Origin of the sequence: Streptomyces sp. NPDC087300, assembly GCF_044744425.1 — a bacterium.
In the GTDB taxonomy this organism is placed as follows: domain Bacteria; phylum Actinomycetota; class Actinomycetes; order Streptomycetales; family Streptomycetaceae; genus Streptomyces.
Genome location: NZ_JBIUYI010000002.1, coordinates 917,263 through 933,022, shown reverse-complemented (window position 1 = coordinate 933,022; position 15,760 = coordinate 917,263). Strand labels below are relative to the sequence as shown.

General features: G+C 70.8%; 10 protein-coding genes. 1 reads left to right on the top strand and 9 read right to left on the bottom strand.

The window, feature by feature from the left end; all coding sequences use genetic code 11:
- Positions 1-5: 5 nt before the first annotated feature.
- The 8 genes from gatA to ACIO9J_RS09705 form a co-directional block, all read right to left on the bottom strand.
- Complete coding sequence (gene gatA / locus ACIO9J_RS09740) at positions 6-1,499, bottom strand: Asp-tRNA(Asn)/Glu-tRNA(Gln) amidotransferase subunit GatA (RefSeq protein ID WP_401995206.1); 1,494 nt, start codon at positions 1,497-1,499, stop codon at positions 6-8.
- 6 nt (positions 1,500-1,505) lie between these two features.
- A complete protein-coding gene (gene gatC / locus ACIO9J_RS09735; protein ID WP_010984178.1) occupies positions 1,506-1,802 on the bottom strand; it encodes an Asp-tRNA(Asn)/Glu-tRNA(Gln) amidotransferase subunit GatC in 297 nt (98 codons plus the stop codon).
- Positions 1,803-1,991: 189 nt separating this feature from the next.
- Positions 1,992-7,040 carry an LPXTG cell wall anchor domain-containing protein gene (locus ACIO9J_RS09730; protein WP_401995203.1) on the bottom strand — a complete coding sequence of 1,683 codons (5,049 nt, stop codon included), beginning with the start codon at positions 7,038-7,040 and terminating at the stop codon, positions 1,992-1,994.
- 200 nt (positions 7,041-7,240) lie between these two features.
- On the bottom strand, positions 7,241-9,595 hold the full coding sequence (locus ACIO9J_RS09725) for a putative bifunctional diguanylate cyclase/phosphodiesterase (protein ID WP_401995200.1): 2,355 nt from the start codon (positions 9,593-9,595) through the stop codon (positions 7,241-7,243).
- Positions 9,596-9,906: 311 nt separating this feature from the next.
- Positions 9,907-12,090: an NAD-dependent DNA ligase LigA gene (gene ligA / locus ACIO9J_RS09720; RefSeq protein WP_401995197.1), complete on the bottom strand. Its 2,184-nt coding sequence runs from the start codon at positions 12,088-12,090 to the stop codon at positions 9,907-9,909.
- A gap of 30 nt (positions 12,091-12,120) precedes the next feature.
- Entirely contained in the window at positions 12,121-13,131 is a 1,011-nt protein-coding gene (locus ACIO9J_RS09715) for a methionine synthase (protein ID WP_401995194.1), read from the bottom strand.
- Positions 13,128-13,826: an SDR family oxidoreductase gene (locus tag ACIO9J_RS09710; protein WP_401995191.1), complete on the bottom strand. Its 699-nt coding sequence runs from the start codon at positions 13,824-13,826 to the stop codon at positions 13,128-13,130. The genes ACIO9J_RS09715 and ACIO9J_RS09710 overlap by 4 nt, the downstream gene beginning before the upstream one ends.
- A gap of 7 nt (positions 13,827-13,833) precedes the next feature.
- Positions 13,834-14,379, bottom strand: coding sequence for a TIGR00730 family Rossman fold protein (locus ACIO9J_RS09705; RefSeq protein ID WP_401995188.1), 546 nt, complete (start codon positions 14,377-14,379; stop codon positions 13,834-13,836).
- A gap of 51 nt (positions 14,380-14,430) precedes the next feature.
- Between ACIO9J_RS09705 and ACIO9J_RS09700 the strand changes: the two genes are divergently transcribed.
- Positions 14,431-14,763 carry a DUF427 domain-containing protein gene (locus tag ACIO9J_RS09700; RefSeq protein WP_401995185.1) on the top strand — a complete coding sequence of 111 codons (333 nt, stop codon included), beginning with the start codon at positions 14,431-14,433 and terminating at the stop codon, positions 14,761-14,763.
- On the opposite strand, the gene ACIO9J_RS09695 is transcribed toward ACIO9J_RS09700, so the two are convergent.
- The gene (locus ACIO9J_RS09695) at positions 14,747-15,721 is read right to left on the bottom strand and encodes a GlxA family transcriptional regulator (RefSeq protein ID WP_401995182.1); all 975 of its coding nucleotides are present in this window, start codon (positions 15,719-15,721) and stop codon (positions 14,747-14,749) included. The two genes, ACIO9J_RS09700 and ACIO9J_RS09695, sit on opposite strands and share 17 nt — an antisense overlap.
- Positions 15,722-15,760: the final 39 nt, after the last annotated feature.

The window sequence follows — 15,760 nt, the reverse complement described above, 5'->3', positions numbered from 1 at the left end:
GGCACTCACAGCGACGGAGCCTCCTCAAGCAGCGGGTGTCCCCACTTTTCCACGAAGGCGGCCTCGACGGCAGCGCCCACCTTGTACAGGCGGTCGTCCTTCATGGCGGGGGCGATGATCTGCAGGCCGACCGGCAGGCCGTCCTCCGGCGCGAGGCCGCAGGGCAGCGACATGGCGGCGTTGCCCGCCAGGTTGGTCGGGATGGTGCACAGGTCCGCCAGGTACATCGCCATCGGGTCGTCGGCGCGCTCGCCGATCGGGAAGGCGGTGGTCGGCGTCGTCGGCGAGACGATGACGTCCACGCGTCCGAAGGCGGCCTCGAACTCGCGGGTGATGAGCGTGCGGACCTTCTGGGCGCTGCCGTAGTACGCGTCGTAGTAGCCGGAGCTCAGCGCGTACGTGCCCAGGATGACGCGGCGCTTGACCTCGTCGCCGAAGCCGGCCTCGCGGGTCAGCGCGGTGACGTCCTCGGCGGACTTCGTGCCGTCGTCACCGACGCGCAGGCCGTAGCGCATGGCGTCGAACCGGGCGAGGTTCGAGGAGCACTCGGAGGGCGCGATCAGGTAGTACGCGGAGAGCGCCAGGTCGAACGTCGGGCAGTCAAGATCGACGATCTCGGCGCCGAGCTCCTTGAGCAGCTCCACCGACTCGTCGAAGCGCTGCACGACACCGGCCTGGTAGCCCTCGCCGCGGAACTGCTTGACGACGCCGACGCGCATGCCCGCCACGGAGCCGCTCCGCGCCGCCTCGACGACCGGCGGGACCGGCGCGTCGATGGACGTCGAGTCCAGCTCGTCGTGACCGGCGATGACCTCGTGCAGCAACGCGGCGTCGAGCACCGTGCGCGCGCAGGGGCCGCCCTGGTCGAGCGAGGACGAGAAGGCGACCATGCCGTACCGCGAGACGCCGCCGTAGGTGGGCTTGACGCCGACCGTGCCGGTGACGGCCGCGGGCTGGCGGATGGAGCCGCCGGTGTCCGTGCCGATGGCGAGCGGGGCCTCGTAGGCGGCGAGCGCGGCGGACGAGCCGCCGCCGGAGCCGCCGGGGATGCGGGTGAGGTCCCACGGGTTGCCGGTCGGGCCGTACGCGCTGTTCTCGGTGGAGGACCCCATGGCGAACTCGTCCATGTTGGTCTTGCCGAGGATGACGACGTCGGCGGCCTTCAGGCGCTTGGTGACCGTCGCGTCGTACGGCGGGAGCCAGCCTTCGAGGATCTTGGAGCCGACCGTGGTCGGCACGCCCTCGGTGGTGAAGATGTCCTTGAGCGCGAGCGGGACGCCGGCCAGCGGGCCGAGCTTCTCGCCGTTGGCGCGCTTCTCGTCGACGGCGCGGGCCTGCGCGAGCGCGCCCTCGCGGTCGACGTGCAGGAAGGCGTGCACCTTCTCGTCGACGGAGTCGATGCGGGCCAGGTGGGCCTCGGTGACCTCGACGGCGGTGAGCTCGCCGGAGGCGACCTTCGCCGCGATCTCCGCGGCGGTGAGCTTGATGATGTCCGTCATGTTCTTTTAGTCCTCCCCCAGGATCTGCGGCACCTTGAAACGCTGCTGCTCCTGGGCCGGGGCGCCCGAGAGCGCCTGCTCGGGGGTGAGCGACGGACGGACCTCGTCCGCGCGCATGACGTTCGTCAGCGGCAGCGGGTGCGAGGTCGGCGGTACGTCTTGGTCGGCGACCTCCGAGACGCGGGCGACCGCGCCGATGATGTCGTCGAGCTGTCCGGCGAAGTGGTCGAGCTCCTCGGCCTTCAGCTCCAGACGTGCAAGGCGGGCGAGGTGGGCGACCTCCTCGCGCGTGATGCCAGGCATGCGGCGATCCTCAGGGGTGAGTGTGCGGGTTGTGACCCCAATCCTATGGGTCGCCGTCCCGTGCCCGCGAAACAGTTCCCCGGCCCGGCCCGCGCCGGGTTCGGGGAGGGCCCCGCGCCCGGGTACGGGAAGGGCCCCCGCGGCTGTCCCGCGGGGGCCCTCGGTGTCCGGCGCGCGGCCGGGTTCGGCTCAGCGGCGCCTCCTGGCGGCCAGGAACAGACCGCCGCCGCCGAGCAGCAGCGCGGCCACCGCGCCGAACGCCCAGAGCCGGTCGGTGCCGGTCTCGGGGAGCACCGGCGGCGGGGGCGGGGGCGGCGTCACCTCGGGCGTCACCCGGCAGCCGGGCTCCTCGCCGGTACGGCAGTTGCCCCCGGGCGTGGTGCTGACGACCGCGTTGCGCAGCTTGCCGTCACCCTTGCCGTCGCGGCGGACGGTGACCGAGTAGGTGACGGTGACCTTCTCGCCGGCGGCGATCGGGCCGTGCCACTCCAGGCTGTCGCCGGAGCGCCGGACGGTGCCCGCACTGGCGCGGGCGTCGCCGTTGTACGCCGCGTCGTCGAGCACCTGCGACAGGTCGTCGGTGAAGGACGCCCGGTCGTATCCGGCGGTGCCGGTGTTGGTGGCGGAGATCACGAAGACGACCGTGTCACCGCGCTTCACCCTGCCCGCGGGCCGGGCGCTCTTGTGCAGCTTCAGGGCGCGGACGGGGGTGTCGGTGGAGCAGTCCGGGTCGATCGGCGCCCGGACGGCGCGGCCGCTCCCGCCGGGCATCGGCAGCGGGCAGTTGGACTTGTCGCCCGCGGTGACCGTGTTGCGCAGCCGCTTGTCGCCGCTGAGCGGGTTGTGCACGCTGACCGAGTAGCGCACGGTCACCACGGCGCCGACCGCCAGGTCGCCGGTCCAGGTCAGCCGGGGTGCGGCGAAGGAGACGCGGCCGCTGCCGGCCCGCGCGTCCAGGTTGTAGGAGGCGTCGTCCAGGACGCCGCCGAGGTCGTCGTGCACCTTGGCGCCGGTGGCGCGGGCGGCGCCGGTGTTGCGGATGACCAGGGTGTAGGTGACCGTGCCGCCCGCGGTGGCGGGCATCGGCGTCGCGCTCTTCCTGACCTCGATGCGCGGGTCGACGCGCGGGTCGGGCCCCGGCGGGACGACCGTCTCGCAGTCCGGATCGTCACTGCCCGTGGCGCAGTTGGAGTCGGGCACGACGACCGTGTTGGTGAGCTTCTTGTCGCCCTTGAGATGGACGGTGAGCGAGTAGGTGAGGGTGATCTTCTCCCCCGCCTCGACGTCGCCGGTCCAGGTCAGCTTCGGCCGGTCGAAGTCGGTGCTGCCCTTGCTCGCCGCGGCGTCGTCGTTCCAGTCGGCGTCGTCCAGCACACCGGTCAGGTCGTCGGTGAGCGAGGCACCGTCGTAGCCGCCCTTGCCGGTGTTCCTGATCGTGATGGTGTAGGTGACCTTCTTGCCCTTGACCGCCTGCTCGACCGAGCTGGTCTTCTTGACGTGGAGGTCGGCCAGCGGGGTGTCCGTACCGCAGTCCGGGTCGGTGGACCCCTCGGGGCAGGTGGATCCGTCGGGGCCGACCACCGCGTTGGTCAGCTTCTTGTCGCCCTTCGGGGGCTTGGCGACGGTGACCTTGTAGGTGACGGTGACCGTCGCGCCCTTGGCGACCTTGCCGTTCCAGTGGAACTTCTTGCCCGCCGCGTCGAACGTCGTCGTGCCCGATGTGGCGCTCGCGTCGTCGTCCCAGGTGGCGTCGTCGAGCACGCCGGTGAGGTCGTCGGTGAAGGAGGCGCCGTCGTAGTCCGCCTCACCGGTGTTCTTGACGGTCACCGTGTACGTCACCGTCCGGCCCGGCTTGGCGGCGGCGGGCGTCGCCTTCTTCTTGATGTCGAGGGTCCCGACCTTGGTCTCGGACGAGCAGTCGCCGTTCGTGCTGTCCGTCTCACAGGTCGAGTCGTCGGGTCCTACGACCACGTTCTTGAGCTTCTTGTCGCCCTTCGGCGGCTTGCCGACGGTGACTTTGTAGGTGACGGTGACCGTGGCGCCCGCGGCCACGTCCCCGGTCCAGGTGAACGTCTTCCTCGCCGCCTGGTAGCGGGTCGTCCCCGACGTCTTGGTGACCTCGTCGTTCCAGGTGGCGTCGTCGAGGACGCCGGTCAGGTCGTCGGTGAAGGTGGCGTCCTTGTACGCGATGGTCTTCTTGTTGTGGACGGTGACGGTGTAGGTGATCACGTCGCCCGGCTCGGCGGTCTTCGCCGATGAGGTCTTCTTGATCTCCAGGCCCGGCTCGGGCAGGACCTCGCGGCAGTCCGGGTCCTTGGAGTCCGGCGGGCAGTTGGAGTCGTCGCCGGAGACCACGTTGCGCAGGTACTTGTCGCCCGCGTTGGTCACCGTGACGGTGTAGGTGACGGTCGCCTTGGCGCCGACGGGCAGGTCACCGGTCCAGGTGAGCTTCTTCGCCGTGGCGTCGAAGTCCGCCGTGCCGACGGTGGCGGTGGCGGTGTCGTCCCAGGTGGCGTCGTCGAGCACGTCGGTCAGGTCGTCGGTGAAGGAGGCGCCGTCGTAGGCGGCGGTGCCGGTGTTCTCGACGGTGACGGTGTACGTGACCTTGCCGCCGGTCCGCGGGGTCTCCGGCGATCCCTTCTTGGTGATCTTCAGCGCGCGGATCTTGCTCGTCTTCGTACAGTCCGGACCGGTGCTCTTCGGCGGGCAGTTGGAGCCGTCGGGGCCGGTGACCGCGTTGGCGAGCTTCTTGTCGCCCTTCGGCGGCTTGCCGACCGTCACCCGGTAGGTGATGGTGACCTTCGCGCCCTTGGCGACGTCGCCGCTCCAGGTGAAGGTCTTCTTGTCGGCGTCGAAGGCGGTGCTGCCCGAGCTCTTGGTGACGACGTCGTCCCAGGCCGCGTCGTCGAGGACGCCGGACAGGTCGTCGGTGAACGAGGCGTCCTTGTACGTGGCTTCGCCGGTGTTCTCGACCGTGACGGTGTACGTCACCTGGTCACCCGGCTTCACCTCGCTCTTGCTGACGCTCTTCTTGATCTCCAGCGCTCCGACGGGGGTCGTCGTCCCGCACTCGGGCTCGGTGCTGCCCGGCGGACACGACGAGTCGTCGGGGCCGACCACGGCGTTGGTCAGCTTCTTGTCGCCCTTCGGCGGCTTGCCGACCGTCACCGTGTAGGTGATCGTCACCTTCTTGCCCGCGGCGATGTCACCGGTCCAACTGAGCTTCTTGGTCGCGGTGTCGTACGTCGGCTGCGTGGCGGTGTCGGTGCCACCGGTCTTGGACACCGCGTCGTCGCCGTACGTCGCGTCGTCCACCACGCCGGTCAGGTCGTCGGTGACGGTGGCGTCCTTGATCGTGGCGCCGCCGACGTTCTCCGCCGTGACCGTGTACGTGATCTTGTCGCCCGGCTTGGCGTCGGACTTCGACGACGTCTTCTTGATGACGAGCCCGCCGACGGGCGTCACCGTCCCGCAGTCCGGATCCTTCGAACCGGGCGGGCAGGTGGAGCCGTCCGGGCCGACGACGGTGTTGGTCAGCTTCTTGTTCCCCGGCGGCGGGTCGCCCACGGTCACCGTGTAGGTGATCGTGACGGTCGAGCCCTTCGCGACGGTGCCCACGTAGCGCAGCTTCTTGTCCGCGCTGCTGTAGGAGACGGAGCCCTGGGCCCGGCTGCCGTCGGCCTTCGTCGCCGTGGCGTCGAGGTTGTAGGTCGCGTCGTCCACCACGTCCGACAGGTCGTCGGTGACCGCCGCGTCCTTCCAGTCGGCCTCGCCCCGGTTGCTGAGGGTGATGGTGTAGGTGACCTTCTCGCCCGGCTTGGCCTTCTTCGGGGAGGCCTTCTTCTCGATGTCCAGCAAGGCGACGGGGACTTCGGACTCACAGATGGCGTCCGGTGAGGCCCCGCAGTTGCTCTTGTCCGACGTCACGGTGTTGGTGAGCTTCTTGTCGCCCTTCGGCGGCTTCCCGACGGTCACCGAGTAGGTCAGGGTGACGGTCGCCCCCGCCGCGATGTCGCCCTTCCAGTTCAGCTTCTTGGTCGTGGCGTCGTAGGTGGGCTGGGCGGCGGTTCTCGCGCCCCCGGTCCTGGTCACGGCGTCGTCGTTGTACGTCGCGTCGTCGACCACCCCCGACAGGTCGTCGTTGACGGTGACGTTGGACGCCGCCCCGTCCCCGGTGTTCTTCACGGTCACCGTGTACTTGACGGTGTCACCCGGCTTCGCGGACGTCTTGTCCGCTTTCTTCTCGATCTCGATCTTGCTGGTCAGATCCGGCGCGATGGCGCAGCTCGCCAGGTCCGTGATGGGCCAGGTGCCGCCGCCCTCGGACTTGACCGTGCCCGTCTGGTTGTTCTGTGCGGTGCCGCCGACCTCCACGGAGACTCCCGTCTTGGGGTTCACCCTGTAGAGGTTGCCGCCGTAGTAGCCGAGGTAGACGGACCCGTGGTAGTAGGCCATGCCGTAGTTGTTGAAGCCGTTGCCGGTGCCCGCCCCGGTGATCTTGACGGCGAGCTCCACCTTCCTCGCCTCGAAGTCGATGCGGTAGAGGTAGGTGAACCCGCCCGAGTAGACACCGACGTACACGCCACCGGACTCGTCCACGAACATGTCGGGGACCAACGTGCCGCTGTACCAGGGGGTCCCGGAAGGCAGCCAGTCGTAGATGTTCTTGTACGTCGTGGTCGTACCGGTGGCCAGGTCCATCGCGAAGAAGTTCTTGTACGTGCCGCCGTTCTCGGCGCCGTACAGCGTGCCCGTCGCCGGGTCGACCGTGGTGCCGCCCCAGGTGTACCCGGAGGGCGCGGTGCGGGTGGCACCGCCGACGATCTCGTCGGTGGCGGTGTTGGTCCCCGAGACGTGCTTGTAGATCTTGTTGTTGTTGAAGTCCTGGTAGTAGGCGGCGACCTTGGACGGGTCGTCCATGTCCTTGCCCATCGCCATGCTGGTCGACCAGTAGTCGGGCGGGCTCGACGTCTTCCGCTTGGTGATCACCGTGTTGTTGATCGTCGCGTTGCCCGCGGCGTCGTTGGCGAACTCCATGCCGGACCGGTAATTGCTGTAGTAGAGGTGGTCGCAGTCGAAGGTGGAGGGGTTGTCCTCACCTTCGACGTCCCAGCTCGCCGCGGCCGCTGGGCCCGCGCCGAACAGGACGAGCCCGGACGCGAGCACCGCGAGGGCGAGCAGCTGGGCGAGGAGCTTCCGCAACTGCGGCGAGCTGCCGCGCAAACGCGATCGGGACACGACCTTGGCCCTCCGGGTGATGTCGGTCTGACATCCCCACAGGGTCATAAAGCGCATTACGTAACAATGAGCAAAGGCGATTCAGCGCCGCGACAACCCATACGCGCCCCGCGCCGTCATCCATACGGCCGCTCCCGGGATGCGCGGGCGCGCGCCGTGTGGTCGCGACCGCTCCCCCGCCGTCGGCCGGCCGCGGGCGGCTACTGCACCGCCTGGCCCGACGGGTGGTCCGCGGCGTTCGGCGGCTCGGCCGCCTCGGTCTCGCCCGCCGCCGCGGCCGCCCGCGCCGCGGCCAGATCCGCGGGACGCTGCCAGCCGCGCGAACCGCGCGCCCGCAGCCAGGCCGTCGTCTCCTCCGCGGGCATCGCCGCGGCGACCAGCCAGCCCTGCACGGCGTCACAGCCGAGGTCGCGCAGCCGCTCCCAGGTCTCGTCGTCCTCGACGCCCTCGGCGACCACGAGCAGCCCGAGCGAGTGCGCGAGGTCCACGGTGCAGCGGACGATCTCCGCGTCCTCGTTGTCCACGGCCAGGCGGGCGACGAAGGAACGGTCGATCTTCAGCTCGCTCACCGGCAGCCTGCGCAGGTGCACGAGCGAGGAGTAGCCCGTGCCGAAGTCGTCCAGGGACATCTTGACGCCGTGTCCGGTGAGCCCGGCGAGGGTGTCGGCGGCCCGCTGCGGGTCCTCCAGGAGTACGTGCTCCGTTATCTCCAACTGGAGGGCGCCCGCGGGGACTCCGTGCCGGGCCAGGCGCGCGGCGACGGCGCCCGCGAAGCCGGGGGTGTGCACGTCGCGCGGGGAGACGTTGACCGCGACGGGGACCTTCAGGCCCTGCGCCTGCCACTTGGCGACCTGGCCGAGAGCCGTCTCCAGGACGTACTCCGTGAGGTGCGGCATGAGGCCCGAGGACTCGGCGATGGCGATGAACTCGTCCGGCGGCACCTTGCCGCGCTCGGGATGCACCCAGCGCACCAGCGCCTCCAGGCCCGCCACCTGTCCGTCGAAACGGACCTTGGGCTGGTAGTGCAGCTCCACGTCGCCCGCGTCCAGCGCCCGCCGCAGATCGCCCAACAGGCCGAGGCGGTCAGGGGTGTTGGAGTCCCGCTTGGACTCGTAGACCTCGACGCCCGTGCGGTCCCGCTTCGCCTGGTACATCGCGACGTCCGCCCGGCGCAGGAGACCCTCGGCGTCGAGCGCGTGGTCGGGGAAGACGGCGAGGCCCGCGCTCGCCTCCAGGACCAGCGTCAGCCCGTCCAGGTCGAGCGGCGAGCCGAGCGCGGCGACCAGCTGGCGCGCCACACGGGTGGCCGACGTCGTGGAGTCGGCGATCGGCAGGAGCACCGCGAACTCGTCCCCGCCGAGCCTGGCGGCCTCCGCGCCGCGCGGCAGCGCGAGCCGCAGCCGGTCGGCTATCTGCAACAGCAGCCGGTCTCCCGCGAGATGGCCGAGGGTGTCGTTGACCGAACGGAAGCGGTCCATGTCGATCAGCATCAGGGCGGAGCGCGCGCCGATCCGCTCGGCGTCGTCGAGCGCCGTCCAGGTCCTTTCGAGCAGCCACTGCCGGTTGGGCAGCCCGGTCAGCGGGTCGCGCAGCTGCTCCTCCGCCCTGGCCCTGGCGATCCACAGGGTGGAGTCGAGGGCCACCAGGGGGATCGCGAACAGGGGCAGCAGGATCGGCAGCGAGATCGCCACCACGCAGATCAGCGGGGCGATGCCGAGCAGCGCGATGCCGAGGAGGCCCTGTCTGACCAGGGCGGTGCGGGTGACCGTCGGCAGGGCGCCGGTGCGCGGCGCGTGCACGTACCAGAGCAGGACGCGGGTGACGGCGAGATAGGCGACGGCGACCAGCGCCACTTCGAAGGCGGTGTACAGGTCCCAGGTCTCGGGCAGCCAGGGCGACTCGGTCGTGGGCGCGGTGCCGAACGCGGCGAGCGTGAGCGAGCCCGCGCCGATGCCGAGGATGTCGACGGCGCCGTGCAGCACGCCCTGCCGCCAGCGGTGTCTGCGGGCGGCGCCGACCAGGACGACGACGGTGAGGCTGACCAGGCCGGCGGGCACCCAGCCGTAGAGCAGCAGGACGGCGACGGTGAGCGCGCCACCCGAGCCGGTGCCGCCCCACCAGCGGTCGCGTCCCAGGGCGACCAGATGGCCCACGATGAGGCCGGTGAGGACGGCGAGGGACCAGCCCGCGGTGCCCGCGGGGAAGAGCGGATGTCTGCCCGTGAGCGCCTGGAAGAGTCCGGTGCCGAGCAGGACGGCGGCGCTCGTGACGACCGCGACGGGCAGCATCGGCCAGGGGTCACGGGCGGGCGGCACGGAGGAACCGCCCGGTGTCGCTAAGGGGCAGGGGCTGTCCGCGCCGCGTGTCTCGGGGCCGCTCCAGGCGCGCTCGCGGGGTTCTATCGCGGTGCTCAGCGCCCCCGTCCCGGCCTGGGGGATGCCCGGGGTGGTGTTGGGTGTCGGTGTTTCCCGGCGGCCGCGCAGCCAGGCTCCCGGCGCGCGCCACAGGCGCGCGCGCAGCCGTGAGTCCGGGGCGGCGCTCTCGGTCGGTTCCATTCCCGTCCCTCTCACAGCCGGCGGTGCCCACGCCACGCGGACTCGGTCCGGAGTCGACCGCGTCCGACATTCCTGCCCGAGCCCTGACGGGCACGGGATGGCCCACTCCCGAACCCACGCCGAGCAGGGGATGCCCCCTTCCAAGCTCTCGATGAGCAGGAGATACCCCGCTAGCAGCGGGGCACGGCAGGCGCACACCTCAACAGTAGGCCGCAGAAGGCTTCCACGGGCAGCGGTCGACTACGGTTGCCCGAATGCGACCCGGCCACCCGTATGCATCTGGTATGCGCTGAACGGGTGGCCTTCAACCGCTACTCCTCGGTCGGAAGCGCGACTTCCTTCGCCGCGTCCGGTCCCTGTTCGAGCAGGACAGCGAAGCCTTCCTCGTTGAGAACCGGAACCTTCAGTTGCATGGCCTTGTCGTACTTGGATCCGGGGTTGTCCCCCACAACCACGAATGCGGTCTTCTTCGAAACGGAACCGGTCACCTTGGCGCCACGGCTCTGCAGCGCCTCTTTCGCGCCATCCCGGGTGTGGTGCTCAAGCGTTCCGGTGACCACGACCGTCAGTCCTTCGAGCGGGCGGGGGCCCTCGTCCTCGCCGCTCGCCTCTTCCTCCATGCGGACGCCCGCGGCCCGCCACTTGCGCAGGATCTCGCGGTGCCACTCCTCGGCGAACCACTGTTTGAGGGAGGCCGCGATGGTCGGGCCCACGCCCTCCACGGCGGCCAGCTCCTCCTCGGTGGCCTCGTCGATGCGGTCGATGGAACGGAACTCGCGGGCCAGCGCCTCGGCCGCCACCGGGCCGACGTGCCGGATCGAGAGGCCCGTGAGGACGCGGGCGAGCGGGCGCTCCTTGGCCGCCGCGATGTTCTCCAGCATGGCGAGGGAGTTCTTCTTCGCCTCGCCCTTCTGGTTGGCGAAGAAGGTGACGACCTTCTCCTCGCCGGTCTTGGGGTCGCGCTTGGGCAGCCCCGAGTCCTGGTCCAGGACGTAGGACTTGATGGGGAGCAGTTCCTCGATCTTCATGTCGAAGATGTCGCCCTCGTCGCGGATCGGCGGCTCGGCGGGCTCCAGGGGGCGGGTGAGCGCGGCCGCCGCGACGTACCCGAAGTTCTCGATGTCCAGGCTCTTGCGGCCCGCCAGGTAGAAGAGACGTTCACGCAACTGGGCGGGGCACGACTGGGCGTTGGGGCAGCGGAGGTCGATGTCGCCCTCCTTCATCGGCCGCAGCGCCGTGCCGCACTCGGGGCACTCGGCGGGCATCACGAACTCCCGCTCGCTGCCGTCCCGCAGGTCCACGACGGGGCCGAGGATCTCCGGGATGACGTCGCCCGCCTTGCGCAGCACGACGGTGTCGCCGATGAAGACGCCCTTCTTCTTCACCACGTCCTGGTTGTGCAGGGTGGCGAACTCGACCTCGGAGCCCGCGACCGTGACGGGCTCCACCTGGGCGTACGGCGTGACGCGGCCGGTGCGGCCGACGCCGACGCGGATGTTGATGAGCTTGGTGTTGACCTCCTCGGGCGCGTACTTCCAGGCGATGGCCCAGCGTGGGGCGCGCGAGGTGGAGCCGAGGCGGCCCTGCAGCGGGATCTCGTCGAGCTTGACGACGACGCCGTCGATCTCGTGCGCGACCGAGTGGCGGTTCTCCCCGAAGTACGCGATGAAGTCGCGGACGCCCTGGAGGTCGTCGACCACCTTGTTGTGCTGGGCGGTGGGCAGGCCCCATTCGTGGAGCAGCTCGTAGGCATGGCTCAGGCAGTCGATGTCGAAGCCCTCGCGGGCGCCGATGCCGTGCACGACCATGTGCAGCGGGCGCGTCGCCGTGATGCGCGGGTCCTTCTGGCGCAGGGAACCCGCCGCCGCGTTGCGCGGGTTGGCGAAGGGCTTGTCGCCCGCCTCGACCAGCCGCGCGTTCAGCTCCTCGAACTTCTCCATGGGGAAGAAGACCTCGCCGCGGATCTCGACGAGGGCGGGGACGCGGTCGCCGGTGAGTCGCTCGGGGATGTCCGAGATGGTGCGGACGTTGGGCGTGATGTCCTCGCCGGTGCGGCCGTCGCCGCGGGTGGCGGCGCGGGTCAGCTTGCCGTCCTCGTAGGTGAGGTTGACCGCGAGGCCGTCGACCTTCAGCTCGCACAGGAAGTGGTAGCCCGGCGAGCCGACGTCCTTGGCCACGCGGTCGGCCCAGGCGGCCAGCTCCTCGTCGTCGAACGCATTGTCCAGGGAGAGCATCCGCTCGCGGTGCTCGACCGAGGTGAACTCCGTCTCGTACGCACCGGAGACCTTCTGGGTGGGGGAATCCGGCGTGCGCAGCTCCGCGTACTCCTCCTCCAGGGCTTCGAGGGAACGCAGGAGCCTGTCGAACTCGGCGTCGCTGACGACCGGTTGGTCCTTCACGTAGTACCGGAAGCGGTGCTCCTCGATCTGTTCGGCCAGCTGGGCGTGCTGATCCCGTGCCTCGGCGGGCACAGAGCCTTGCTGTTCGACAGCCACCGTTACGTCCTCCCGTTACGTCATACCCAATTACTCAGGGTTGTCCGCGAGTGATCTCGCCGCCCTGACGCAGTGGGCGTGCACCGCGCGCGCGTACGCGGGAGAAGCTCCCGCGAGTCCGCACGACGGAGTGAGAACGACCGACTCCGCGAGTGAACCCGGATTCAGCCCCAGCCTGCGCCACAGCGTCCTGACACCCATGACGCTACCGGCAGGGTCTGACAATCCGGTGTCCACGCCCGGCACGACACCGGCGAAGAGCTTCGTGCCCCCCTCGACCGCCTCACCGATCACCTCGTCGTCACGCTCGGTGAGCAGCGAGAAGTCGAACGAGACGGCGTCGGCCCCGGCGCGGCGCAGCAGCGCGAACGGCACGTCCGGCGCGCAGGAGTGGACCACCGACGCCGCGTCCCCGCGGACGTCGAGCACGTCCCGCAGGGTGCTCTCCACGAGCTGGCGGTCCACGGCGCGGTGGGTGCGGTACTCGCTGGCGGTCTTGACCTGCCCGCGCAGCACCGCGATCAGCGAGGGCTCGTCGAGCTGGAGCAGCACGCGGGCGCCCGGCACCCGGCGCCGCACGTCGGCGAGGTGCGCGCGCAGCCCGTCGGCGAGCGAGGCCGCGAGGTCACGGCAGGCGCCGGGGTCGGAGAGCGCGGCCTCGCCGTTCTTCAGCTCCAGGGCGGCGGCGAGCGTCCACGGCCCCACGGCCTGGACCTTGAGCGGGCCCTCGTACCCCTGGGTGAACTCCTCCAGGGCGTCGAGGTCTTCGCCGAGCCAGGCCCTCGCGCGCCGGGTGTCGCGGCCCGGACGGTCGCCGATCCGCCAGCCGCTGGGCTCCACGCGCGCGTAGAGCTCGGTGAGGAGCCCGGCGGTGCGGCCGATCATGTCGGCCCCCGGGCCGCGCGCGGGCAGTTCGGCGAGGTACGGGATGCCCTGCTCGGGTCCCTCGAAGCTGCCCGTGACGGTCTTCGCCGCCTCGCGCGCGTCGCCGCCCGGCATGGACCCGACGCCGGTCGCCGGGCCCCAACGGAGATCGCTCATCGTCCCGGCCGCACCGTCAGGTCGTTGACCTCCGCGTCGCGCGGCAGGTCCAAGGCCATGACGATGGTCGTGGCGACCGACTCGGGGTCGATCCAGCGGGACGCGTCGTACTCCATGCCCTGCTGCTGGTGGACCTTGACCTGCATGGCGCTCGCCGTGCGGCCCGGGTAGACGGAGGTGACCCGGACGCCCGCCGCGTGCTCCTCCTGGCGCAGCGAGTCGGCGAGCGCCTTCAGGCCGTGCTTGGAGGCGGCGTACGCGGACCATTCGGGGCTCGCGTTGAGGCCCGCGCCGGAGTTGACGAAGACCACGTGCCCCTGGGCGAGCCGCAGTTGGGGCAGGAAGTGCCGGGTCAGCTCGGCGGGTGCGATGAGGTTGACGTTGAGCTGGTGACGCCAGGTCTTGGGGGTCAGCTCGCCGACCGGGCCGAGGTCGACGACGCCCGCGATGTGCAGCAGGGAGTCGACCTGGGCGGGCAGCGACTGGTGGCCGAAGGCCCAGGAGAGCTTGTCGGGGTCGGAGAGGTCGCCGACGAGGGTGCTCGCGCCCGGGAACTCGGCGGCGAGCTCCTTGGCGCGGCCCGCGTCGCGCGCGTGCAGGACGAGGTCGTCGCCGCGTGCGTGGAGGCGGCGGGCGACGGCCGCGCCGATGCCGGAGCCCGCCCCGGTGATCACATGTGTTGCCATACCCGCCATGCTCGCATCACTGGGTGCCGACGGATTCCTCCAGGTACGCGAGCGCGCCGACGGGCTTCTCGGCGAAGAAGACCAGGTCGGTCAGCGGCAGGGGCAGGAAGCCCTCGTCCTCCATGCGGCGGAACTGCTCCTTGAGGCCGTCGTAGAAGCCCGCGGAGTTCAGCAGGACGACCGGCTTGGTGTGCTTGCCGTGCTTCTTCAGCTCCAGGATCTCGGTGGCCTCGTCGAGGGTTCCGGTGCCGCCCACCATGATCACGACTGCGTCGGCCTTCTCCAGGAGCAGCGCCTTGCGCTCGGCGAGGTCCCGCGCGATCACCATCTCGTGGGGCGCCGAGACCTGCCTGGCCTTCGCCGCGAGGAAGTCCACGGAGACGCCGACGAGCCCGCCGCCCGCCGCGTCGACGCCGTCCGCCACGACCTTCATCAGACCGCTCTCCGAGCCGCCCCAGACGAGTGTGTGGCCGCCCTTGCCGAGCAGTTCGGCGAATTCGCGGGCGGGGCGCGTGTAGCGCTCGTCGAGGTCGGCGGCGGAGAGGAAGACGCAGATGTTCATGCGCTCACGGTACGTTCCGCGCAGGAAGCGCATCGACGAGGAGGCAGCGCCGTGGCCGCAGGACACCGGATCACCATCGAGCAGGGCACCGAGCACGTACGCGTGGTGCGCGACGGACAGGTCGTGGCGGAGAGCGGGCGGCCGCTGCTGCTGCGCGAGACGGGCTGCCCGGTGCGCCACTACCTCCCTCCGGAGGACGTGCGCACCGACCTGCTGACGCCGTCGGACACCACTACGTACTGCCCGTTCAAGGGCACCGCGTCGTACTGGTCGCTGCCGGACGCGGCCGACGCCGTGTGGGCCTACCCCGACCCGAAGCCCGACGTGGCCGCGATCAAGGACCACTTCTGCTTCTACGAGGTGGAGGTCACCGCGTCGCGGTGAACGTCCTGCGGTAGGCGGCGGGCGAGACGCCGAGCACGGCACGCATGTGCTGGCGCAGGGAGTTGCCGGTGCCGAACCCGGCGCGGTGCGCCACCACGTCCACCGGCAGGTCGCTCGACTCCAGGAGGGCTCTGGCCAGTTCGAGGCGCTGACCGGTGAGCCAGCGCCCCGGCGGCACGCCCACCTCCTCCTGGAAGCGCCGCGTGAAGGTGCGCAGGCTCATGCGCGCGTGGGCGGCCAACTCGCCAAGGGACAGCGGCTCCTGGAGCCGCTCCAGGGCCCACGCGCGCGTGGCGGCCGTCGTGGCGAGCGTCGGCTCGGGGACGGGCCGCTCGATGTACTGGGCCTGGCCGCCGTCGCGCCAGGGCGGTACGACGCAGACCCGGGCGACGTGGTTGGCGACGGCGGCGCCGTGGTCGCCGCGCACGATGTGCAGGCACAGGTCGATGCCGGCCGCCACGCCCGCCGCGGTCAGCACGTCGCCGTCGTCCACGAAGAGCACGTCCGCGTCGACCTTGATCCTGGGGAAGGACCGCTGGAAGTCGCGGGCGTTCTGCCAGTGCGTCGTCGCGGGGCGCCCGTCCAGGAGGCCGGTGGCGGCCAGGACGTACGAGGCGTTGCAGAACGACACGATCCTGGTGCCCGGCCTGATCCGGGCGACCGCCGCGGTCACCGGCTCCGGCAGCTCCTCCGTCAGGCCCCGGTCGAAGCGGCGGGTCGGCGGGATCACCACCGTGTCCGCGCGCTCCAGGGCCTCGGGGCCGTGTTCCAGGGCCAGCGCGAACCCGGAGTCCGTGCGCACGGGGCGGTCGTCCACCGCGCAGACCACGACGTCGTAGAGCGGCCGCTGCCGCTCGTCCCGCGCGCTGCCGAAGACCCGCGAGGGGATGCCCAGCTCGAAGGCGTACACGCCGTCCAGTGCGAGGACGGCCACTCGATGCGTGCCACTGCGGTCCATGGCCGAATCCTGTCACATCATGGCCAAACTGCCAGCACA

Excerpts from the sequence above, each read along its gene's own strand:
- ACIO9J_RS09725 (WP_401995200.1), bottom strand. The coding sequence starts at position 9,595 with ATGGAACCGACCGAGAGCGCCGCCCCGGACTCACGGCTGCGCGCGCGC.
- ACIO9J_RS09710 (WP_401995191.1), bottom strand. The coding sequence starts at position 13,826 with ATGGCGGGTATGGCAACACATGTGATCACCGGGGCGGGCTCCGGCATC.
- ACIO9J_RS09715 (WP_401995194.1), bottom strand. The coding sequence starts at position 13,131 with ATGAGCGATCTCCGTTGGGGCCCGGCGACCGGCGTCGGGTCCATGCCG.
- gatA (WP_401995206.1), bottom strand. The coding sequence starts at position 1,499 with ATGACGGACATCATCAAGCTCACCGCCGCGGAGATCGCGGCGAAGGTC.
- ACIO9J_RS09705 (WP_401995188.1), bottom strand. The coding sequence starts at position 14,379 with ATGAACATCTGCGTCTTCCTCTCCGCCGCCGACCTCGACGAGCGCTAC.
- gatC (WP_010984178.1), bottom strand. The coding sequence starts at position 1,802 with ATGCCTGGCATCACGCGCGAGGAGGTCGCCCACCTCGCCCGCCTTGCA.
- ACIO9J_RS09695 (WP_401995182.1), bottom strand. The coding sequence starts at position 15,721 with ATGGACCGCAGTGGCACGCATCGAGTGGCCGTCCTCGCACTGGACGGC.